Annotated in this window: 17 protein-coding genes and 1 pseudogene; 6 read left to right on the forward strand and 12 right to left on the reverse strand. The window is 68.9% G+C overall.

What is annotated here, in order from left to right; all coding sequences use genetic code 11:
* Together ACFYY1_RS24610 and ACFYY1_RS24615 are read right to left on the reverse strand one after the other, a co-directional pair.
* Positions 1-381, reverse strand: a 381-nt coding sequence (locus tag ACFYY1_RS24610; RefSeq protein WP_388589180.1) for a hypothetical protein, incomplete at its 3' end; no start/stop codon positions are given.
* A gap of 359 nt (positions 382-740) precedes the next feature.
* Complete coding sequence (locus ACFYY1_RS24615) at positions 741-1,577, reverse strand: LysR substrate-binding domain-containing protein (protein ID WP_388589648.1); 837 nt, start codon at positions 1,575-1,577, stop codon at positions 741-743.
* A gap of 96 nt (positions 1,578-1,673) precedes the next feature.
* Here ACFYY1_RS24615 and ACFYY1_RS24620 point away from each other — a divergent pair, with 96 nt between their 5' ends.
* The gene (locus ACFYY1_RS24620; protein ID WP_388589182.1) at positions 1,674-2,168 is read left to right on the forward strand and encodes a cupin domain-containing protein; all 495 of its coding nucleotides are present in this window, start codon (positions 1,674-1,676) and stop codon (positions 2,166-2,168) included.
* Positions 2,169-2,311: 143 nt separating this feature from the next.
* Positions 2,312-2,671: a DoxX family protein gene (locus ACFYY1_RS24625; protein ID WP_388589184.1), complete on the forward strand. Its 360-nt coding sequence runs from the start codon at positions 2,312-2,314 to the stop codon at positions 2,669-2,671.
* A gap of 687 nt (positions 2,672-3,358) precedes the next feature.
* On the opposite strand, the gene ACFYY1_RS24630 is transcribed toward ACFYY1_RS24625, so the two are convergent.
* From ACFYY1_RS24630 to ACFYY1_RS24665, 8 genes and pseudogenes are all read right to left on the reverse strand, one after another.
* Positions 3,359-3,490, reverse strand: coding sequence for a hypothetical protein (locus ACFYY1_RS24630; RefSeq protein WP_388589187.1), 132 nt, complete (start codon positions 3,488-3,490; stop codon positions 3,359-3,361).
* A 1,382-nt stretch (positions 3,491-4,872) separates the two neighbouring features.
* The gene (locus tag ACFYY1_RS24635; RefSeq protein WP_388589189.1) at positions 4,873-5,400 is read right to left on the reverse strand and encodes a GNAT family N-acetyltransferase; all 528 of its coding nucleotides are present in this window, start codon (positions 5,398-5,400) and stop codon (positions 4,873-4,875) included.
* Between the two features lie 420 nt (positions 5,401-5,820).
* A complete protein-coding gene (locus ACFYY1_RS24640; protein WP_388589191.1) occupies positions 5,821-6,711 on the reverse strand; it encodes an aminoglycoside phosphotransferase family protein in 891 nt (296 codons plus the stop codon).
* 1,523 nt (positions 6,712-8,234) lie between these two features.
* Positions 8,235-11,792, reverse strand: a complete 3,558-nt coding sequence (locus ACFYY1_RS24645) for an indolepyruvate ferredoxin oxidoreductase family protein (RefSeq protein WP_388589193.1) — start codon at positions 11,790-11,792, stop codon at positions 8,235-8,237.
* A 446-nt stretch (positions 11,793-12,238) separates the two neighbouring features.
* A complete protein-coding gene (locus ACFYY1_RS24650) occupies positions 12,239-13,906 on the reverse strand; it encodes an FAD-dependent monooxygenase (RefSeq protein ID WP_388589194.1) in 1,668 nt (555 codons plus the stop codon).
* Entirely contained in the window at positions 13,903-14,418 is a 516-nt protein-coding gene (locus ACFYY1_RS24655; RefSeq protein ID WP_388589195.1) for a VOC family protein, read from the reverse strand. Before ACFYY1_RS24655 ends, ACFYY1_RS24650 begins: the two co-directional genes overlap by 4 nt.
* 97 nt (positions 14,419-14,515) lie before the next feature.
* The gene (locus ACFYY1_RS24660) at positions 14,516-15,082 is read right to left on the reverse strand and encodes a TetR/AcrR family transcriptional regulator (RefSeq protein ID WP_388589198.1); all 567 of its coding nucleotides are present in this window, start codon (positions 15,080-15,082) and stop codon (positions 14,516-14,518) included.
* A 73-nt stretch (positions 15,083-15,155) separates the two neighbouring features.
* A pseudogene (locus tag ACFYY1_RS24665) lies at positions 15,156-15,620 on the reverse strand (transposase family protein).
* Positions 15,621-15,854: 234 nt separating this feature from the next.
* On the opposite strand from ACFYY1_RS24665, the gene ACFYY1_RS24670 reads away from it, so the two are divergent.
* On the forward strand, positions 15,855-16,778 hold the full coding sequence (locus ACFYY1_RS24670; RefSeq protein WP_388589200.1) for a fumarylacetoacetate hydrolase family protein: 924 nt from the start codon (positions 15,855-15,857) through the stop codon (positions 16,776-16,778).
* 699 nt (positions 16,779-17,477) lie between these two features.
* Here ACFYY1_RS24670 and ACFYY1_RS24675 read toward each other — a convergent pair.
* Positions 17,478-18,236, reverse strand: a complete 759-nt coding sequence (locus ACFYY1_RS24675) for a DeoR/GlpR family DNA-binding transcription regulator (protein ID WP_388589203.1) — start codon at positions 18,234-18,236, stop codon at positions 17,478-17,480.
* A 48-nt stretch (positions 18,237-18,284) separates the two neighbouring features.
* Here ACFYY1_RS24675 and ACFYY1_RS24680 point away from each other — a divergent pair, with 48 nt between their 5' ends.
* Together ACFYY1_RS24680 and ACFYY1_RS24685 are read left to right on the forward strand one after the other, a co-directional pair.
* Positions 18,285-18,668: a DUF4406 domain-containing protein gene (locus ACFYY1_RS24680; protein ID WP_388589206.1), complete on the forward strand. Its 384-nt coding sequence runs from the start codon at positions 18,285-18,287 to the stop codon at positions 18,666-18,668.
* Positions 18,665-19,339: an NUDIX domain-containing protein gene (locus ACFYY1_RS24685; RefSeq protein WP_388589208.1), complete on the forward strand. Its 675-nt coding sequence runs from the start codon at positions 18,665-18,667 to the stop codon at positions 19,337-19,339. Before ACFYY1_RS24680 ends, ACFYY1_RS24685 begins: the two co-directional genes overlap by 4 nt.
* Before the next feature lie 405 nt (positions 19,340-19,744).
* Here ACFYY1_RS24685 and ACFYY1_RS24690 read toward each other — a convergent pair whose 3' ends face one another.
* Positions 19,745-20,755, reverse strand: a complete 1,011-nt coding sequence (locus ACFYY1_RS24690) for an alpha/beta hydrolase (protein WP_388589211.1) — start codon at positions 20,753-20,755, stop codon at positions 19,745-19,747.
* 96 nt (positions 20,756-20,851) lie between these two features.
* On the opposite strand from ACFYY1_RS24690, the gene ACFYY1_RS24695 reads away from it, so the two are divergent.
* A complete protein-coding gene (locus tag ACFYY1_RS24695) occupies positions 20,852-21,232 on the forward strand; it encodes a MerR family transcriptional regulator (RefSeq protein ID WP_388589213.1) in 381 nt (126 codons plus the stop codon).
* The last annotated feature ends 12 nt before the right edge of the window (positions 21,233-21,244 follow it).

The following is a 21,244-nucleotide window of genomic DNA, read 5'->3' on the forward strand; positions in this document are numbered from 1 at the left end:
CCCCGCTACGACGTAGGCAAAACCGTCAAACGCCCCGAGACCCTCAAGGCCATCGGCAAGCCCGGAAGATCTTGGTAGATAAAGAACAAGCTCAGTCATCGTGCGACAAAAGACGGTCGCCAGATCGACGTCAAAGCGGCGGGCCAGGATGAGCACCGACCACAGACAGTCCGCGAGCTCGTGCTCCAGTGCCGCTCGCCCGCCCGGCATGTCCCGCGCTCCCTCTTCGGCCATGACCAGCTTGGCCAGGTCGCCGACATCGCCCACGAAGCCGAGCATGAACTCTTCCCGCGTCCAGACCCGCCCCCGTTCACGCAGGTTCAGCCGGTCGTACAGATCACGTACTCGCATGGCCTGCTGCTGCAGTTCATCAAGGCCCATCCACGCCTCCCGCCGGTCTGCTCGGAACATGCCCCGAAACCGGGGCGCTCAGCCACACCGATCCAGCCCTCCCCCCGTCTCGGGCCTGCAAATCCGGCGCAGCTCGACGTCCGGCTCCCTCAGTGCGGCGGCTGGCCCGCTGCTGGGCGCGCAGCTCCTGACCCTCCGTGATTTCCAGTTCCCGGATCCGCCCCCGAACCTGACGCAGCTGCCGTCCAACTGCTGCTCCGGCGCTCGGTTCTTGTCGGGCGGGAGGGGAGCTGCTCGGAGCGTTGAGGCCCTTGACCGGGCCGAGCAGACGAAGTGAGACCGCGGCGTTCGAATTGTTCACGGGATGCGGCAGCGCCGGTTGCCGGTGCTCAGTGGCGGTACGCGGCTGTCGCGATCTTGACGAAGGATCGGATCAACGGGTTGGTGTCACCTTCGTTCCACACTGCGACCACTCGGCTCGGCGCCATGTCGATCAGCGGTACCAAGGCCAGCTCCGTGGGCAGGTCGTGTGCGAGCGGGGCCAGGCCGACCGTGCCGTTCCACAGCACGGCCTGCAGGCATTCCTGGACGGCGCGCACCACTGGGCCCTCGCGCGGCCTGCCGCCGTTCCAATACGACTGCCAGACGGGGTCAGTGCCCTGCGGAAACTGGAACCAGCGGCGGTCGCCCAGCTCGGCCAGCCGCAGCCGGTCGCGGCGGGCCAGCGGATCGTCGGCGCGCAGAACCACGCCGACCGGATCGGTTCGCAGCGCACGAACCGTCAGGGCAGTCTCGTCGAACGGCGCCCGGGTCAGGGCGATGTCGACCAGCCCGGCGCGCAGCCCGCACGTCGGGTCGGTCAGGTCAGTGTCGCGGATGCGGATGTCGATGCCGGGGTGACTTCGGCGGTAGGCGGCGGCCAGCCTGGACACTCCCGGATCGGTGCCATCTCCCAGGATGCCGACTGTGATGGTCGCGACGCCGGCCGCCGCGCTCACGCGTACACGGACGCGGTCGGCGTGGTCGAGCAGGGCCCGCGCCTCGTCGAGCAGCACCGTGCCCACCGAAGTGAGCGTGACGCCGGTGCGCGAGCGGGCGAAGAGCAGGGCCCCGACATCGGCCTCCAACTGCTTCATCGCCCGGCTCAGCGGCGGCTGGCTCATGTGCAGTCGGGTGGCGGCCCGGCCGAAGTGGAGTTCCTCGGCGACCGCCACGAAGTAGCGCAAGGTCCGTAGCTCCACGCTGCAACGATACCCACGGGGTATTGGCTTTGCGGGATGGGTCTTGGACATTGGCGGGGTCCCGGCGGTGCACTCGTAAGCATGACCGAAGAAGCGAAGACCAGCGAGCCGCAGGCCGACCCCGCCGTATCGGTGGTGGGTCCCGGCGACGGCGAGACGATCGTTCTGGGCACCACGCGCATGCGCATTCTGGAGGACGGCAGCCACACCGGGCACCGCCTCGCGATCGCCGAGTCCGTCCTCGCCCCGCATACCCAGGGACCGCCGCAGCACCGCCACGCCCAGCATGACGAGGGCTTCTACGTCCTCTCCGGCACCGTGCGGTTCACCGTCGGGGACGAGGACTGCGACGCCACCACGGGCACGCTCGTGATGGTTCCGCCCGGTACCCCTCACACCTTCGCCAACCCGACCGACCAACCCGCCGTCATGCTGAGCACATTCACCCCCGACCTGTACGTGCAGTACTTCCGCGACCTCCAGGAGGTGTTCGCCGGCGGCCGGCCGCTGACGCGACAGGCCGGCATCGACGCGATGAGCCGCTACGCGACCGAGCCCGCCACCGACCTCGCCTGAAGTCGATGGATGGAACGGCCCGGCCGCCCTCCTCTCGATCGCGGGGCTGATCCTTCGGACGACTGACCAAGCCTTCTCCAGGGCTCTTCCGGCCAACGGCGCAATCGAGGGCTCCATGAACCGGTGGCCCATGAACGGAAACGATGAATATCGCGTACTGGATCGTCGCCGGACCGCTCACACTCTTCTACTTCTACTCAGGCACACTGAAGGTGATCCGCAGCCGCGATCAGCTCCGATCGATGATGGCCTGGGTCGACCGCATACCCTTGCCCGCCCTCAGGGCGCTGGGGACGGCCGAAATACTCGGCGTGGCCGGCTTGGTCCTGCCACCGCTGACCGGCATCGCGCCCTCGCTGGCGCCGGCCGCAGCCATCGGCTTCGTCCTCCTGCAGATCGGTGCGATCACCGTCCACCTGACCGGCGAAGACCGCAGGATCGTACTCAACGTCTGGCTCACCGCCGCCGCGGCCGTGACCATCTGGCTGGCCACCAGGCTGTGATCGAGCACAGTCCTTGACCGGATGATGCCAATCCGGGACCAGCCGTCCCACGGCCGCTGTCATTTCTCGGTTCTGGCACGGATCTCGGGGGCGTCTCGGAGCATTACCTCGATGCTCGATTGCGAGGAGCCCGGCTCGTGCGAGACGGCGTACGCCGTGTCGCACGACAGACAGAAGTGACGCTCCTTCAGATGTCGTCCGTTCGATGCCGTGGTCGGATGAGAATGGTGACGGTGCTGGTCATGCAGACCGACACGCTTTTCTGGGAGTCGCTGCTGTTCGAGGGGATCAACGATGGGGAGGCCGAGGCGGTTTCGACCTCCACATTCGGCATGGTCGAGGTGGTGGCTACAGGTCGCGCAGGCGGCCCTCCATGTCTGGGCCGCGGCCGCTTCTCAGGCCGAGTCCACGACCGTTACGAGCACAGGCTGAGGGACCTTCCAGTGATCAATGCCTTGAACGACCCGAAGCCCCGGCCATCGGAGGGAGCGGCCTGGAGGCGGCTACACACTGAGCTTCACACGGAGCCCTTTCTCGAAGGCGCCTGCGCCTCGGGCCAGGGGCGGCTGCGGGCCAGACGGTGTTCAGGACCGTCAAGCGGCGCAGCGACCGGTTCATCCGGTAGGTGAGGGTGACGACGCGTCCTCTCTGTGAACGCCTGGCGGGCCGACCTGTCGTAACAGGAGGTCAGTTCGCGTACACGAAGATGAGGCACAGAGCCGCGAAGGACACAACGGACTCGCCGAGCAGCGCCGGCACCGCCGGGACCGCCGCCGTAAGCCGCTTCTTGCCCTTGCGCCGGCCCGAGCGGAACACCACGCCGGCCAGGACGGAGGCCCCGACAAGCCCTACCAGGAGGCCACCCGGAGTACGTCAGATACGTGCCGTGGGCTTCTTCACAGTCCGTCGAGCGGGTACTGAGTTTCACTCGGCATACCGCTGCCGAGGAAGGCCTGTCGCCGGCCTCGGAAGCCGTATGCGGACCACGGCTAAATGCGCCGGCCACCTCACCGGTGTTGGCCCCGATGAACCGCAGCCCCGGGAACGTTCCGCCGCCCTCGTCGAGCGAGGTGATAATGACGAGCACGTCGTCCGCGCCCCACAGCACCCCGTCGGCGTCCTCAGGTACCTCAATCACCCGAAGTCGTACGGGGCGTTCACTCATGTCCCATACCTCGACGCGGCCCTCGTCGGTCAAGCAGGCGGCCCGACTGCCATCCGGCGGCCACACCCACGTAGTGAGGTCAGGCATGTTGTTCCCGGCCGGACGGAGCGCCAGATCCAGGTCGTAGTCGTGCTCCCCGGTCACCTTGACGATCCTCACGCCCGGGCGCGCGCCCTCGTCGTTGTGTTCGGGCACCACGACCGCAAGCCGTCCGGCCGGACCCCACGACAGCAGCCCGGTACCTGGGCGGGCAGCATGCACCGCCACCACTTCCCTGGTCGCCGCATCGCTGATCACCAGACGGCCAGTGCAGCACACCACCGTCGTCGAATTCCTCCCCGACCCTGCTCCCGGGTGCCAGGTTCCGGCTACAGGGGCTGAGCACGTGCGTCAGCACCTCGGCCCGGTGTGTGTCGGCATGGCGGAGTTGGGCGCCGTACGCCTTGATCTTCGCGGTCGCGTAGCGATGCGCCTCGGTGACGCCGTGCACCCCTTCCAACGCGGTGAGCGCATCTCGGAGCGGCGGCAGGTCGCGCGCAGGCGGGAAAGCGGACCTGTCGGCGGCGTCAAGCGCCTCCAACACCGCGTCGGGTCCCTTGTCCGTCTTGAGGGCGGTCGGGCGAAGGAGGAGTAGCGACGCATCATGTGCTCACCAGCCATACGGGGGACTCCGAGCGTCAGCACTGACAGTCCAGTTACCCGTCCCCCGCACGGCCTTTGGCTCATGCTGTGTGCTGCTTCGGGCTGTCTTCTTTGCTGACGTCGCGGTCTTCGTCGTCCCTGAACGCCTTGACCGCCTTGCGCTGCTGGTGGTGATCTTCGGTTTGGGGCCGGAGCGTTTGCCGCGCCTCTTCTTCGCCTCCCGGGCGCCGGCGGCACGTTCGAGCATGAAGATGCGCTCCATGTCGGCGAAGAGGGCCGAAAGCTTCATGGAGATCTGGGCCATGACGGAGGTGTCGGCGGTGTCGATCGAGATCGGGTCGTCCAGGGAGCGCAGCCGTAGGCGTGATGGTCGGCCATGGCGCCCAGACCTCGGTCAGTCGCCGAGAATCCGCTCCCACAGCAGTCCGTCCCGCCAGCTCCCGTCGAGAAAGATCGAGGAGTGCGCGACGCCGTGCGGGCTGAACCCATTGCGGCGCAGCACCCGCTGCGACGGCAGATTCTCCAGATTGGTGGATGCCTCGGCGCGGTGCAGCCCGAGTTCGTCCGTCATCACCCGGAGTACAAGCCCGACGGCGCGCCCGGCGTGCCCTTGGTTCTGGGCGACGCCGGCGATCCAGTATCCGACGGAGCCGCGGCGCAGATGCGGCTGCGGCAGGATGCCTCCGACGGTGACCTGCCCGATCACCTGGTCGTCGGCGAGCACAACGCCCGGCCAGACCGTGCCGGCCCGGTATCCGGCCAGCAGGCTGTCGATCCGCTCCGCCTGGCCCTCCGGAGTGAAGAAGCCGGCCGGCTGGGCCGGTTCCCAGGGCCGGAAAGCCTCGAAGTCCCGCACCCGATGCGCGACGATCGGGGCGGCGTCGGTGGGCTCTATCAGGCGGATCCTGGTGCTGCTGCGCATGGGCTGATCCTCGTCGCGGTGCGTCGATGAGGCGGCCAGCCTATGCGAGGGTGCTTGCGACGCCGCATCCTACGCCCGCCGGAGGATCGAGTCGATCGCGCAGCCCGTGCTCTCGCCACCTGTTCATCGTCCCAGCTCAGAAGGCACTTTCGTATTTCCTCCCCGCTTCCGGCCTCCTCTCAACCGAAACGGCGAGGTGAGGAGTACTGACGAGACGCAGCCAGTTCCCCACCGAGTCGGACTGGTGAAGCACACGAACCTCGCCCGAGCGAGGAGATGGGGACGACGGTCCGCAGAGGAAGGTCGGCGCAGACCGGCTGCCCGTCGCCGCCGAGGCCGATCAGGACCTTGGAGGTGGGCAGCGCTTCAGGGCGAGGACCTCGACGGAACGTCCCTAACAGCCCCTGAGCGAGGCCTGCATCAAACGCCCTTCAGGGCACGATCAAGCGCTGCCCGGCCTGCAGGTCCCCAGTTCGGCTTGCCTCCGGGAAGGCCCCTGTCTCCGTTCTGCCCCATGAGCATCAGGAAGAGGCCCTTCATGGCGGCCAGCCCGCGGGCTCGCCGGATCGCTGCCTCGTCTGCATGCTCGTACATGTCGAAGAACCGTGAGGCCGTGCCCGCGGGTAGCAGCACCCATGCGGCGGCGAGGTCCCACGCCGGGTCGCCGGCGAACATGGCACCGAAGTCGACGATGCCCGAGAGTGTCCCGTCCGAGACGACGACGTTCGCGGGATGGAGGTCGCCGTGCACCCACACCGGCGGGCCCTCCCACGCGTGGGCTGCAACGGCGTCGTCCCAGACAGCCCGGATGTCGGCAGCGATGTCGTCGGGGGCAACGGCCTGGAAGAAGTTCTCGAAGTCGTCCGTGCAGTTGCTGGGATGGGCAGCGCGATCCGCAGCGCTCGGCGCCTCGGCGGGCGCCTCCACATGGAGCGCCCGGAGGAAGCCCGCCAGCGTGTCGGCCGCGTGGGCACCGCGGCTGATCGAGCTGTGGTCCAGTGGCTCGCCGGCAACCCATGTCATCACGGTCCAGTGCTTGGGGAAGCGCTCGGACGGTTCACCGAGCCGCACCGGGGTCGGCACCGGGAGTGGCAGGCGCGGAGCCAGCACGGGTAGCCACCGCCGCTCGTTGAGCTGGAGCTCCGGGGTGGGGTCCATGCGCTGCATGCGTACGGCCAGCTCGTCCCCGAGGCGCCACATCTGGTTGCCCCAGCCGCCCGCCACCTCGCGGATGGTCAGCCCCGCAAGGTCTGGATGTTGCTCCTGCAGCAGCTCGCGTACCAGTTCTGCGGTGATCTCGATCTCGGTCATGCGAAGCCACAGTACTGAGGTGGCGGGCGGAGCGGCTCTCGCTCTTCGGAACGTCTCGCTGTGATTCCTCCGGCGTCACCAGTTTCGGTTTCGGAGAGCTGCCGATCAGAGGCTGTGGGACGGCAGCGGTCTGCTGGTCGCTCAGGGAGGGCCGGCCCTCCCTGGCCCGCATTTCCACCATGACGTCGTACAGCTCGGCAAAGCTGTCGATGAGGTCGGGGGTGATCCGCGAGCGGCTGGAGAGCGCCTTGCCAATTGCGCAGGGGTGGGGCAGAACCTCTCACTGTTCCGCCCTGTACCGGCGGGCTTGGGTCAGTCCCCGTGGAGGCCCTCTGGCACGAGGCGTTCCGGGTACTCTTCGCCATGGCCTGGTCAATGGCCCGACTGCGGTCGCCTGGTCCGTCCACTTCGTCGCCACCCCTTTGTTTTTCGCCATGTTGGCCATCATGTTGTCGTCGGGCTTCACCTCGTCGTTGGTGGCCCGCCGTGCTGATCAGGAGTCCGCCGCCGATGGATATGCCCACCAGGCGTGTGGTGTCGTGGCGGAACGTGTCGGTCACGCGTTGAGCCGCCGACTGCCCGGCTTCCGGGTCCGTGGCGTGTACCCACCTCGCCCACACGCACATCGCGGATGGCCTTGCGCGAACCGTTCGCGGCGAAAACCCGCGTGCTGCCCGGAAGCTGTTGGTCCTGCAGAGCGTGATCAGGTCCTCGTAACTGTTGACCGCCTTGAAACTCCCGCTCCCCAGATGCAGCGTGTCCGACTCGGGGCCCCTCGGGTCGTGACCTCGGTCAGGGATGTGCTGTGCGGTCAGCGGGGGCGCTCCAAGGACACCATCAACGGCCTGTTCCCGCTGATCAGCCGGAGCCTCGAAGACCGGCACGGCGCGGGCATCGTGCCCGCGCCGTGCCAGGCGACGCTGTACCGTCTCGTCACTTCCCTCGCCCGCCCCGGTGAACTACCTGACGGCCCTTTCCGCCAGGTCCCCGCAAGCTTCGAAGGACGGGCTTTCACGCCCGCCACGGCGCTGCGGCCGGGAGAGCAGGCAGGTCCACGGTCGGCACCACCCGCCTGGACGTCCTGGCTCTCTTCGACGACGGCCGCCCGGCACGGCCCGAACTCACCGTCGATGTCGGTGCCGCCGTCGATGTCGATGTCGATGTCGCCACGGTCGCCCAGCGCATGCTCGGCTCGCACAGCGAGGCGGAGGACGCGGTCCAGGAAGTCTGGCTGCGGCCGGACCGGACGGGAGCCGACGCGTGCACAGCCCGAGCGGCCGGCTCACGACGGCGGTCCCCCCATCTGCCTCGACATGCTGTGGGCCCGCGCATCGCGGCGGGAGGGCCGGCCAGGCCACCCGATACCCCATGGGGACCCCGGTCCCGCTGCAGGTGGCCGTCCGGAACAGGAGGTGGTGCCGGCCGATTCGGTGGGCCGCGCCCTTCTGGTCGTGCGGGCGCATCACCGAGTTCGGGGCGCCTTGAGCCACCCGCGCGTTCATGGCGGTCAGTGTGTGCCGCGTTCACAACACGTGCCGGGGTGCCCCCGTGTCGGCAGTTGTGCGTTTGCGTTCCGGGGACAGCCGGCCGACGAGTTCCGCGGACCGGGCCCGGTATCGCGCCACCGATGCCATCTTGATCTCCTCGTAGCCGCGCACGATGTCGGGCAGTGAGGCGATCTCGATGGCCAAGCCGTGGCTGCCCTCGTCGAGATTCCGGCAGACCTCGGTGATCGTGGCCTCGTACTCGACGACCAGGGCCCGTTCCGTACGGCGCACGCGTGCCGCTCCGAAGGGGTCCAGGCAGGTGCCACGGAGCCTGCGCATCGCGGCCAGTGCTTGGAAAGCGGGCTTGAACCAGGGCCCGAGTTCGATCTTGCGAGTCATTCCGAGTGCTCGCAGTACGGGCGGATGGAGACGGTAGGAGATCCGCGCGCCGTCCCCGAAGCGGGCCTTCACCTCCCGCTCGACCTCGGGGTCAAGGGAGAGCCGGGCCACCTCGTACTCGTCCTTGTACGCCATCAGCTTGTGCAGGTGCCTGGCAACGGCCTCGGTGAGTTCGGTCGAGCCGGGCACGCTCTCGCCCTCTGCTTGACGTACCTTCTCGACGAAGCGTGCGTACCTCGCTGCGTAGCCGGCGTTCTGGTACGCGATGAGGTCCGGTACCCGGACCGCCAGGAGCCGGGCGAGATCCGACTCGGGGGTGGCACCGACCAGTTCGAGGATGCGCCGGGCCTCGGCGGACAGACCGTGCTCCGGCTTCGGTGCGGCGGCGGCCCGCCCCGCCAGGAGATCGGCGAAGGCCTCGGGGTCGGCGACGGCCTGGCGGCCGAGACGGAACGCCTTGAGGTTCGCCTCGACCTTCACGCCGTTGAGGGTGATCGCCTCTTCGATGGCACGGGCCGGCAGCGGCAGCCCGCCGGTCTGGTAGGCCGCGCCCGCGAGCAGGAGATTGGCGAACTGGTCCTCACCCAGCAGGTCGTCGGCGAGCCGACGAGCGTCGAGGAAGACCGCGTCCCTGGACTCTGTCCTGATCCGTTCCTTGAGTGATTCGACGGGTGGGAACGACACCCGCGGGTCGATCACCATCTGTCCGGTCGGGACCTCTGCTGTGGAGACGACCGCCACTGTTCGCACCGGGGCGGCCGTCGTCAGTTGTCCGGGATCGGCGGCGACGAGCAGGTCACAGCCGAGGTAGAGATCGCACTCGTCCAGGGCCGCCTTGCCGGCCTGATCCGTCGCCTCCTTGGTGATCTTGATGTCGGAGACCACCGCCCCGCCTTTCTGGGCCAGGCCGGTCTGGTCGAGGGCCCGGACGTGCCGGCCCGCGAGTGAAGCCGCGGTGCTGAGGATCTGGGCGAGGGTGACCACGCCGGAGCCCCCGACGCCGGTGATCCGGGTGGTGTGGGATGCCGGTACGACAGGCTCCGGATCGGGCAGAGCAGCGTCGTCCGGCATCGGGACGGGGGTGAAGACGGGCTTTCCGCCGGCGGGAACTACGGTGAGGAACGAGGGACAGTCCCCCGCCAGACAGGCGTAGTCCTTGTTGCAGGAGGACTGGTCGATCCGGGTCTTGCGGCCGAACTCGGTGTCGACGGGCTGCACGGAGAGGCAGTTGGACTGCTGTCCGCAGTCGCCGCACCCTTCGCACACCCGCTCGTTGATCATCACGCGCTCGACGGGCTCGGGCGCGAGGCCGCGCTTGCGCTTGCGCCGGAGTTCCGTCGCACATTCCTGATCGTGGAGGAGCAGGGTGACACCGGGGATCCGGGCGAGCACCTCCTGGGCCTCGGGCAGCCGGTCGCGGTGCCAGACGACGACGCCCTTCGGAAGCGTGACCCGCCGGTAGCGTTTGACGTCCTCGGTCGTGACGATGATGCGCTTGACGCCCTCGGCCAGGAGGCCTTGGGCTATCGCGGGCACGGGCATGACGCCGACGGGTTGCTGGCCGCCGGTCATCGCCACCGCCGAGTTGTAGAGCAGCTTGTAGGTGACGTTCACCCCTGCCGAGACCGCAGCGCGGATGGCGAGGCTGCCGGAGTGGTGGAAGGTGCCGTCGCCGAGGTTCTGGATCAGATGGTCGCGTGCGAGGAAGGGCTGCATGCCGATCCACTGGGCGCCCTCGCCCCCCATCTGGGTCATGCCGATCACGTCCCCGGCCTGGGAGGGGTCCATGAGCGTGACCATGGCGTGGCAGCCGATCCCGGCCCCGACGGCGGCGCCCTCGGGCGCCTTGGTCGAGAGGTTGTGGGGGCAGCCGGAGCAGAAGTAGGGAGTGCGGGTGAGCAGGGGCAGAAGCGGCAGGGTCCTGCGTCGGTTCGTTGCCCGCATTTTCTCCAACCAGCTCTGCACGGTGGGGAATTCGCCCAGTTCGTTCAGATGGGGCGCGAGGCGTGCGGCGATGGTGTCGGGATCGAGTTCTCCGTCGAGGGGAAGCAGGGCAGAACCGTCGGGTGTGCGCTTGCCGGAGACGGACGGCTGGTCACTCTGGCCGTAGAGCAGGTCCTTGAGGGCGGTCTCGACGAGTGGCCGCTTCTCCTCCACGACAACGATGTGGCGCAGTCCCCTCGCAAACCGTTCGACGACCGTGGGTTCCAGTGGGTGGATCATGCCGAGGTGCAGCAGTCGCACACCGCGGTGCTCCAGTTCCGCGTCGTCGAGTCCGAGGATGTGCAGGGCCTGGCGGATGTCGAGGAAGGTCTTGCCCGCCGCGACGATGCCGATGCGGTCGTCGGGGCCCGTTCTGGTGATCCGGTTGAGGTTGTTGGCGGCGGCGTAGCGACGGGCGATCTCCAGGCGTGCGCCGTCCCGGCTGCGTTCCAGATCGCCGAGGGCCGGTTGCACCATCCGGCTGCCTACGGTGTGGCGGTACGGCACTCCGTCGACCGCGAGGTCCGGAACGACCGGTGACATCCGTCCGGCACTCACGTCGACGGTGCCGGAGCCGTCGGCGACGGCCGTCACGATTTTCAGCGCCACCCACAGTCCGGACGACCGGGACATGGCCACGCCGTGCAGCCCGAAGTCGAGGGCTTCCTGGGGGTCGGACGGGTAGAGCGTGGGCAGACCCAGGTCTGCGAGGAGCAGTTCGGAGGCGCCGGGGACCGTCGACGACTTGGCGGCGGGATCGTCGCCGACCAGGGCCAGTACGCCGCCATCCGGGTGGGTGCCCATCAGGTTGTTGTGCCGGATGGCGTCCGAAGCGCGGTCGAGGCCCGGGGACTTTCCGTACCAGATGGCCGTGACGCCGTCGACGCGCTTGTCCGGCTGCGCCGAGGCGAGTTGGGTGCCCTGGACGGCCGTCGCCGCGAGTTCCTCGTTGACGCCTGGGCGGAAGACAATGTCGCACTCGTCGAGAAGGGACCCGCAGCGAGCGAGTTCCATGTCGTACCCCGCGAGCGGCGAGCCTTCGTATCCGGAAACGAATCCCGCAGTGCCGCGGCCCTCGCGACGGTCGGCGCGACGGATGTCGAGCGGCAGCCGGGCGAGGGCCTGGATGCCGGTGAGGTGAATGATGCCTTCCTCGCGTACGTATCGATCCTGAAGCGTGGGGCGGGAGCCGGTTGCTTTCTGGGGGGTCACCACTGCGTTCCTCCGGATGGGGCATCTGTGGCCGTCGGGGCGGACGAGGAGCCGGCCCGGCACGGCAAGGGCGGGCGCCCGAAACAGCCGTGCCGCAGGGCTCGGCCATGGTGTGTGTCAGTACTGGGGGGCTCTGGTCGGCGCGGGATTGTGCGGGCCGGCGCGGGACTGCGCTGGTGACCGGCGGTCATCGCAGGTCGGCACAGGCCAGTACCGGTTGGCGTCGGCCGGAACTGCGACCTCCGCGAGGCAGGCGTACCGCGGCCGTCGAACTCGGTCTTCCAGCGGAAACGCCGGAGCGTCGGAACGCTGCGGTGGCGAGGACGCCGAGCCAGGGCCCGGCGGCGGGCGGGCCGTGCCACCGGACGGGTCAGAAGACCGGGAGTGAGGGTTGGAAGAGCGCCGGGCGCGCGGCCCGGCGCCCTATGGACGTGCTCCGCGCCGGGCTATGCGGACTGCTCGGCTGCGTTGAGCAGGGCGGCGAGCGCGGAGGCAGGGGATGATCCCTCGGCGCTGTGCCACGCGATGTGACCATCCGGCCGGACGAGAAGGGCTCCGTCCTCACCGATCCCGAGCAACTCGGGGCAGTGGCCGTCCGGGCTGGTGACGTCCCGGCCGATCACAACGGTCCGCTTCGCCACGTTCTCCCCGGTCCCCGCGAAGGCATCGGCCCAGTTGGCTCCCCCGGGCCCCGTGATGAGGGTGAAGCCCGGTATGAGGAGGTCGTGCGTGGAAACCCGTTCGCCGGCACGTTCGATCCAGGCGTGCGGTAGTCGTGCTCCGGGGGCGGCGAACGGTGTGTGGCCGGTGGCCGGGAGCGGGGCGCCGTCGTCGTGCCGGGCCGCTCCGTAGACGTATCCGATCTCTCGGCTGAGCGCGTCGAAGTGCGGGCGCTGTGGCGGGATGGCCTCCGCGATCCGTCGGCGTTCCGCCGCGGCGACTGCCGGGTCGGGGCTTTCGAGGCGGGCGGCGATCCTGGTCGTTTCGGGCCCGATCCCGACCTCGGCCATCTTGATGGCGTTGAGCATGCTGTGGCGGGCGTTGTCGACGGCGACGGGACGGCGTTCACGCTCGTACCCGTCGAGTAGGGCGTCGGAAGCACCGCCCCTCAGTACGGCGGCGAGTTTCCAGCCGAGGTTGTCCGCGTCGGCGAGGCCGCTGTTCATCCCCAGGCCGCCTGTCGGCGGGAACTGGTGAGCCGCGTCGCCTACGAGGAACACACGGCCGCTGCGGTACGTCTCGGCGGTCCGGGCCGTCATGGTCCACGGCCCCACGGAGCGGATGTCCACGTCGAGTTCGGTGGTTCCGACGGCCTCCCGGATGATCCGGGCACATCGTTCGGGCGGGTAGTCCCGCGGCGATTCGACAGCCGGGTCGAAACTCCGCTGGAAGGTCCACCGGCGAACACCGTCCATCCCTATGAGGAGTCCCGGGGAGGCGCTGTTGATCAACCAGACCAGCAGAGCGGGATCCTCTCCCATCCACGGGGAGAGATCGGCGTGGAAATAGATGTTCAGCTGGTGGCCGAGAACCGGGGAGCCGTCCATCGCGATGCCGAGCCTGTCGCGCATCCCCCCGGTCGCCCCGTCCGCCGCCACGGCGTAACGGGTGCGCAGGATCTGCCGCCCGCCCGCGCCTTCCACGGTGACGTCGACGCAGTCGCCGAGGTCTGTCACCTCCACGACGGTGGTGCTGTAGTGCACGGTGGCCATGCCCTGGGCGAGTACCGCATCGAGGAGGTGTCGCTGTACACGGTCCTGGGCGCAGGAGGTGAGCTGCTCGGCCGAAGCATGGATCCGGCGCAGTAGTTGGTCCTCCGGGCCTTCGGCGAGGTCGATGCGGCCCAGTGGTTCCCCGGCGAGGGTCTGCTTCCAGAGGATGGTGCCGGCCCAGGCCGGGTCGGCCGCCTCCGCTCGGACGGCGTCCGCGATGCCCCAGGTGCGGAACAGTTCCATGGACCTGGTGTTGACGACATGGGCCCGGGGGTGCGGATTGATCCCGTCGTACTGTTCGAAGACCACGCTGCGGACGCCGTGCCGGCCCAGGACGAGCGCGGTGGCGAGCCCCACGGGGCCGGCTCCGATGATGACGACCGGGGCGTCGATGTCGGTCATGCGCGCCTGACCAGTTCGGCGAAGGACTCACCCGCATCGAAGCGACGCACCAGGTCGTCCGGGTCGAACACGACCCCGATCGGATTGGCTTCGAAGGCTCCGGACCGGAACCACTCGTCGAGGGCTTCCTCGGTGGCGAAGTTGTCGATCTGGAGCTCGATGTGATTGCCGTCGGGGTCCTCGTAGTACATCGAGGTGGTCGGACCGTGGTTGATGCACCAGAAGGGCAGGATGCCGCCCCTCTTCAGCCGCTGGTACGTCTGGAGCAGATCTCCGAGCGTGGTGTAGGTGAAGGCCGCGTGGTGCAGGCCGGTGTGCGCGTCCGTCGGACGCTCGGACGCTCCGGTGGCGACCAATGCGACGCGGTGGTGCTCGTCGTCGTAGGTCAGGAACGCGAGGGCCTCGTTGGCGAAGGTGACGCGGCCTTCGAGGACGCGGACGTACCAGTCGGTCATGGGCGACAGACGGCCGGTGCGCAGGACGATGTGGGCGAGTTTGCCTGGAGAAGCCATGAGGTGGCGACCTCCTTATCGAGGGCACGACAGCCCTCTTGACTGTCATACAAGAGAACTTTAGGCAGCCTCTTGTATGACAGTCAAGAGATCGGTGTCAGCGTGCCCCCGCGACGGCCTCCAGCGCCTCCACGAGGAGGTCGACCAACTCCCCTGTCGACCGGTCCAGCCCCCGGACGCTGACCAGCAGCCCCTCGAAAAGCACATGTGCCATATCCGCCACGGGCGCGACATCGCCCCCCTCGGGCAGCCGGTTCGCCACGGCCGCGAGCAGGCGCCCCTCCAGCCATTCCCGCATGCGGGAGTAGACCTCGGCGAGGGCGGGCGACTCACCCATGCGGACATACGCCTCCCGGTGCAGCCCGCGATACACCTCCAGGTCGGCAAGGAACGTCACCAGCTGCCGCTGCGGATCCCCCCCGATCACAGGATCCGCCTCCACACGCTCCCGTTCGCGCAGGAAGAGGCGGTCCAGGGCGGCAGCGAACAGGTCATCCTTGGTCGGGAAGTACCAGCGCACGGCGTTGGCCGCGACGCCGGCCGCCTTTCCGACCTCGGTCAGACTGGTCCCCTTGTATCCCTTGACGGCAAAGAGCTCCCAGGCGCTGTCGACCAGGGCGGCCTCGCGCTCGGCTTTCGGGATCTGTTGACGGTTCCTTGGCATAGCAGCCCAGCCTAAAGCGTGTCGCAGAAGGCCGTGGGCGGGCGGGTGGAGCCGGGTTCCGTGACGTTGTGGATCATGCGGCGAGGGCGTGGTTGTGGAGGGTGGCGACGGCTCGGACGGCGCAGTCGAGGCCGTTTCCGTTTCCGTGCTGTCGGCAGTCGCGGAGGATCTCGTAGTGCTTCGTGCGGGCGAAGGGTGTGTTCCACGCGGACCAGCACGCGTCGATGTTCCGCGCTGCCCGTTCCCTGGCCGGGCAGGAGCGGGCGCCACCCACGATCCACAGCCGCTCCACGGCGTCGCAGGGGCAGGTGGCCGGCTCGATGGCCCGGAGCGGTCGCAGTCGCTGGATGACCCGGCATACGGTGGCCGACGAGCGGGCGAACAGCGGCGCGAGCTGCCGCATCGTGAGGTCGGTCCGGTAGTGGACCGCTACCAGCAGGACCCGGTCAGCCGACGGCAGGCACCACGGCCGACCCCCGCCGGGCCCGTCACCGCCCCGTTCACGCACGGCATTCAGCGGCCGGCCGAACTGCCGCATCCGTAGCCCGGTGAACGTCTCCACCCACAACGACTCAGCCCGCAACACCCCACCCCTGCAGGAGAAATACCCGCCGCACAGCCTTCTGCATCACGCTTTGGGCAGCACACCCCCGCCCCCCATTGGCTGCATCCGAGAACAGCGACTCGGCAACCGATGCACTCTTGACTTCAGAACAAGAGATGTCTTGACTCATGAACAAGAGAACATGTCCCCAACACACCGGAGTCCGTGATGCGCCTGTACAGCACAGCCCTGGGCATCGCCAGGGAGGAAAGCCCCGGCGAACTCTCCGTACTCGACCTCCCCTTCGCCGACCTGGGCGCCCTCCTGCACGGGCCGGGTATCGACGCCGCACGCGCGGCGGCAACGGTCCGGCGCGTCGCCCTCGGCGAGGTCCGCGTGCACGCCCCCGTTCCCCGGCCGGGGAAGATCCTGATCATCGGCCTCAACTACCCCAGCCACGCGGAGGAGGCCCTGGAGATGTTCGCCGCGATGGGACGGCCCGACATCACCCTGCCCGCCGAGCCGAATTTCCAGCTGGTTGCCGGATCCGCGGTCACCGCACCGGGCGACGACATTCGTCTCCCGGCCGTCGCGGCCGACCATGTCGACTACGAGGGCGAGTTGGCCGTCGTGATCGGCCGGTCCGCGAGCGCGGTATCCGCCACCGAGGCTGTGAGCCACATCGCCGGCCTGACCATCGCCAACGACGTCTCCGCGCGCGACATCCAACAGCGCGCGATGTCGGGCGATCCGACCGCGTCCATCGGAGTGGCCAAGAGCTTCGACACCTTCAAACCGCTCGGCCCCTGCTTGGTCACCCCGGACGAGTTCACCGCGGCACCCGACCTGCGGCTGCGCACCCTGGTCAACGGTGACGTACGCCAGGACGACCGCACCAGCAGCTTCATCCACGGCGTGCCCGACCTGATCTCCTTCCTCTCCCGCTATCAGACCCTTGAGCCCGGAGACGTGATCCTCACCGGAACGCCGCGCGGCGCCGGCATATTCTCCGGTCGCCATCTGCGCCCCGGCGACGTCGTCGAGGTCGAGGTCGAGCAGATCGGCACGCTCCGCAACCGTGTGAGGGCCGCCTCCGAGGACGCGAGCTCGACACATGACAGCCGGAATGCACCGCCCGTCGGGCACTCATGACGAGATGCCGCGAGCGGCAACACTTTCTGACCAGCGATCCGGTCTGCGACAGAGGGCCAGAGGCAGCGCAGGCCATCGGCGCGAACCGACAGGATGACTCCATGGATGCAGTGGGCCCTCGGCCGGACGCGAGAGAGGTCCTCTCGGCCGCGCGGCAGTGCGTGTGGGCCTTGACCGCCCCGGACCGCTTCCTCACCTCCGAGGCATCAGGTACAGCGAAAAGGGTGCAAGGTGTCCGGTATCAGCGGGCCCGTCCATGGCGGCAGTCTTGTCTGCGGGGTCTTGCGTGTTGCCCCCTCGCCCGGGAGACGACGTCGTCGCTGATCGACCGCGTCGCGGCCTACTACGGGACGGAGGCGAAAGCCCTGAGGTCGTGCCGGCAGCGGCGCGGCTCCCGGCCCCGGCATGAGAGCGGGGGTGTGCGGACGGATGGCGAGGTGGTGCTGAACACGGTGGGGCGGGAGGTTCTGGCCCGGTTGTGCGGGGTCGGTCAGGAGGTGCCGCGGCGGGCATTGCCGCCCTGAGGGGTGGGAGGATGCCAAGTTCCGTGCTGGGGAGGGTGGGAGCCGTTGGCGGTGTGGCGTGCCGGGGGTGCGGTGGGCACTGCCTGGGGACGGGGAGTCCTGCTGTCGCCTCGGCTCTTCTGCCCGTCCGAGGTGCCGGGTTCGGCTTTTCATCCGAGATCCCGGGTTCGGCTTTTCATCTGGCTACGAGGACCTCCACGCCGAGTGTCCTGAGCTGCTCGATGGCCGTGTCGTGGGGATCGGCGTCGGTGATCAGCCCGGTGGTCTTCTCCCACGGCAGGACGCGGTACGGCGAGGCCGTCCCGATCTTCTCGGAGGAGGCGAGGATGTAGGTGTCCGCGGCCCGTGCGGACAGGGCACGTTTCATGGCCGCCTCGTCGGCGTCCGCGGTGGTCAGTCCGGCCTCGGGATGGACGCCGGTAACGCCGAGCAGGCAGAGTTCGGCGGAGACGTTCTGCGCGGCCTCGACTGCGGCGGCCCCGCAGGTGACCGCCGAGTGCTTGAAGACGCGCCCTCCGAGCAGGAAGAGCTCCGCCCGTGGGTGGTCGATCAGAGCGGTGGCGATCGTCGGACTGTGGGTGATCACAGTGCAGGCGAGGTCCTTCGGAAGCGCCCGGGTCACGGCGAGGGCGGTGGTGCCGCCATCAAGGATCACCGAGCTGCCAGGCCGCACCAGTGCGGCGGCCACTGAGGCAACCTTCTGCTTGCCGTCCCGGGCCACTGTCTGCCGGGCGTCGTAATCCACCACTGCGGGAGACGCGGGCAGCGCGCCGCCGTACACCCTCTGACAGAGCCCCTCAGCGGCGAGGTCCCGCAGGTCGCGCCGCACGCTGTCCTCGGAGATGCCCAGCTCTGCGGCGACATCCTTGGCCACGACCTTTCCCGTTCGGGCGAGCAGATCGAGCAGGTACTCACGTCGTTCAGCGGCCAGCATTCATGTTCCTTCCCGTTCTTGCACGATTCTGCATGTATCTTAGCCATCGTGATCGACAAGCCTCTGCTCATTCTGATCGCCGGCCCGTACCGCTCCGGCACCGACGGCAACCCGCAGGCCATGGCCGCCAACCTCGCCCGCCTCGAAACCGCGGCCTGGCCCGTCTTCGCGGCCGGCCATCTCCCCGTGATCGGCGAATGGATCGCCCTCCCCGTCCTCCGGTCCGCCGACGCGGGCCCCACCGACCCCCTCGCCGACCAGGTGCTCTACCCGACCGCTGACCGGCTGCTCGCCCACTGCGACGCCGTGCTGCGCCTGCCGGGCGAATCCGCCGGCGCCGACCAGGATGTCGCCACCGCCCGCCACCGCGGCCTGCCCGTCTACCACGACATCGCCGAGATACCCCGCCGCACCCCGCAGGAGACCGTGTGACGAGCCGCCCGGGTGTCGACACCCCCGATCACCGTGGGCGCACCGGTCTCCACCTCGCCGGACGCGACCTCGACCGCAACCCCGACGTCCGGGTTCGCGATGTCGAACTCACTTCCCAGGGCTGGCACGTCCTTCGCCGCACCACCTTCGACTACCGGCGCCGCGACGGACGGTGGGAGACGCAGCAGCGTGAGACCTACGACCGCGGCAACGGTGCCGTCGTCCTGCCCCACGACACCGAACGCGGCTGCGTCCTGCTCACCCGTCAGTTCCGCTATCCGGCCTATGCGAACGGCCACCCCGACGGCATGCTCATCGAGGCGGCGGCCGGACTGCTCGACGAGGAAGACCCACCCACCGCGATCCGCCGCGAGAGCGCCGAGGAACTCGGCGTCAGGCTCGGCCCGCTCACCCACGTGCTCGACGCCTACATGAGCCCGGGTTCCGTCACCGAGCGCCTCCACTTCTTCGCCGCCCCCTACACCGCGGCCGACCGGGTCGGCACGGGTGGAGGACTTGAGGAAGAAGGTGAGGACATCGAGGTCCTTGAGCTTCCCTTCGCCGAGGCCCTCGCCATGACCCGCGACGGACGCATCACCGATGGCAAGACCGTCCTGCTCCTGCAATGGGCAGCCCTGTACGGGCCCTTCACCCAACAGCGAAACGCCTGAAGGACCGCCTTCGTCGGATCCGCCCAGAAAGGCGGAGCGTTCGATCCTCGGGGCGGCCCGGTTGCCTCCCAAGGTGGCGAACTCTGCGGTCCGTTCCGGGGCTCCGGCACAACTCCTGTTTGCGCCGTGAGGCGCTGTTGGTTCGAGTGGAGAGGGAAGAGCTGCACCAACCCGCTGTCGCAGCAGTCGGGTTGAAGCCGAGGGCAGCCTGATCCGGGTGATGCCGGGGAGGGCGAGAGCGGCCCTGACAGCGCCGGGACGTGTCCAGTTCTGCCGGATGGGGGGCGGGTCCGGCAAGCGCGATGGAGAGGAGCACGCGAGGAACCGGCGCGAAGTGGAGCCGTTGGGGCGGGCAGACCGGCACGGCAGCGGTGCGGAGCGCGGTTCGACCCGATTCCGGTTGGGCTACAGGCGTCCGCCCGCTGCCGGGGACGGGTTCAGGGCCCGGTTGAGTGCGGTCATGCGGTAGTGGGTGATGCGGGCGCTGAGCTCGGCGTCGGGGGCGAGCAGTTCGCCGGCGTGGATACCGCCGGGATAGACGTGGAGTTCTACGGGGACGCCTGCTTGCATGAGCCGGCTGGCGTAGGCGATGTCTTCGTCGCGGAAGAGGTCGAGGTCGCCGACGTCCAGGTATGTGGGCGGCAGCCCGCTGAGGTCGTCGGCCCGGGCGGGCGCGGCGTAGACGCTGACGTGGTCGGTGCCGAGCCTGTCGCCCAGGAGGGACTGCCAGCCCTGGAGGTTGGCGGCGCGGTCCCAGATGCCGATGTCGGTGATCTCGTGGCTGGACGGTGTCGTGTTGCGGTCGTCGAGCATCGGGTAGGGCAGCATCTGGAAGGCCAGGTGAGGGCCGCCGCGGTCGCGGGCGAGCAGGGCGACGCCGGCGGCCAGGCCGCCGCCCGCACTGCCGCCGTAGAGGGCCAGTCTGCCGGGGTCGACACCGAGCGCGGAGGCATTGCGGGACATCCACAGCAGCGCGGCGTAGCAGTCCTCGACGGGGGCGGGGTCGGGGTGTTCGGGTGCCAGACGGTATTCGACGGAGACGACGACCGCGTCGATCGCTTCGACGAGGGGCAGCACCTGCCGGTGGTCGGTCAGGATGCTGCCGGTGATCATGCCGCCGCCGTGGATGTACAGGATGCCTGGGAGGGGCGCGGTGTCCGTCCTTTCTGTGGGGCGGTAGACCCGTACGTTCACTTCCGGGCCGTCGGCCGGGCCGGGCACGGCGAGGTCTTCGTACTGCACTCGGTCATTGGGCGGCAGCGCCGCGAGGGCTGCCCGGTTCATCTCCTCGTACAGCTCGCGCTGGCGCGGGATGGCGAAGTTGATGAGACCGCCAGGTCCGGTCAGCGCGTGCAGGTTCCGCAGACCCTGGTGGATCTGGGGGTCGATGCGGTCGGTAGTGCTCGGGTCGGACATGTGGGTGAGCCTTTCCTGTCGGGGGCCGAGGTGCAGTAACGTAAAACCCTCACGTGAGCGTGAGGGTCAATCGGACGATGGCGTGAGGTGGGACACATGAAGATCGGCGAGCTCTCGCGGATGACCGGTGTCAGCGTGCGCGCGCTGCGCTATTACGAGGAGGAGGGGCTGATCCGGCCCGCCCGGGGCAGCAACGGCTACCGCGACTTCTGTGACGGAGCCGACGAGGTGGTCCGGCAGATCCGCGGGCTCATCGAGTGCGGGCTGCCCACCCGGATCATCCGCGACATCCTGCCTTACCTCGACGGTCCGTCGGATCTGCTGCCACAGGTCCCCTGTACGCACATGCTCGACCAGGTGGCCGCCGAGCGGGAGCACCTCGACAGTCGCATCCGGTGCCTGACCCGCAATCGCGATGCCGTCGACGCCTATCTCCGGGCCGCCCGGAAAGCGGCCCGCGCGACCACGGAGGCGTGAGAGCGGAGCGAT

Source organism: Streptomyces sp. NPDC001890 (assembly GCF_042891445.1).
Taxonomy (GTDB): domain Bacteria; phylum Actinomycetota; class Actinomycetes; order Streptomycetales; family Streptomycetaceae; genus Streptomyces.

Bases quoted from the DNA above. Each gene is read 5' to 3' on its own strand.
- ACFYY1_RS24620 (WP_388589182.1), top strand. From the start codon at position 1,674: ATGACCGAAGAAGCGAAGACCAGCGAGCCGCAGGCCGACCCCGCCGTA.
- ACFYY1_RS24625 (WP_388589184.1), top strand. From the start codon at position 2,312: ATGAATATCGCGTACTGGATCGTCGCCGGACCGCTCACACTCTTCTAC.
- ACFYY1_RS24635 (WP_388589189.1), bottom strand. From the start codon at position 5,400: ATGCGCAGCAGCACCAGGATCCGCCTGATAGAGCCCACCGACGCCGCC.
- ACFYY1_RS24640 (WP_388589191.1), bottom strand. From the start codon at position 6,711: ATGACCGAGATCGAGATCACCGCAGAACTGGTACGCGAGCTGCTGCAG.
- ACFYY1_RS24650 (WP_388589194.1), bottom strand. From the start codon at position 13,906: ATGACCGACATCGACGCCCCGGTCGTCATCATCGGAGCCGGCCCCGTG.
- ACFYY1_RS24655 (WP_388589195.1), bottom strand. From the start codon at position 14,418: ATGGCTTCTCCAGGCAAACTCGCCCACATCGTCCTGCGCACCGGCCGT.
- ACFYY1_RS24660 (WP_388589198.1), bottom strand. From the start codon at position 15,082: ATGCCAAGGAACCGTCAACAGATCCCGAAAGCCGAGCGCGAGGCCGCC.
- ACFYY1_RS24670 (WP_388589200.1), top strand. From the start codon at position 15,855: ATGCGCCTGTACAGCACAGCCCTGGGCATCGCCAGGGAGGAAAGCCCC.
- ACFYY1_RS24675 (WP_388589203.1), bottom strand. From the start codon at position 18,236: ATGCTGGCCGCTGAACGACGTGAGTACCTGCTCGATCTGCTCGCCCGA.
- ACFYY1_RS24690 (WP_388589211.1), bottom strand. From the start codon at position 20,755: ATGTCCGACCCGAGCACTACCGACCGCATCGACCCCCAGATCCACCAG.
- ACFYY1_RS24695 (WP_388589213.1), top strand. From the start codon at position 20,852: ATGAAGATCGGCGAGCTCTCGCGGATGACCGGTGTCAGCGTGCGCGCG.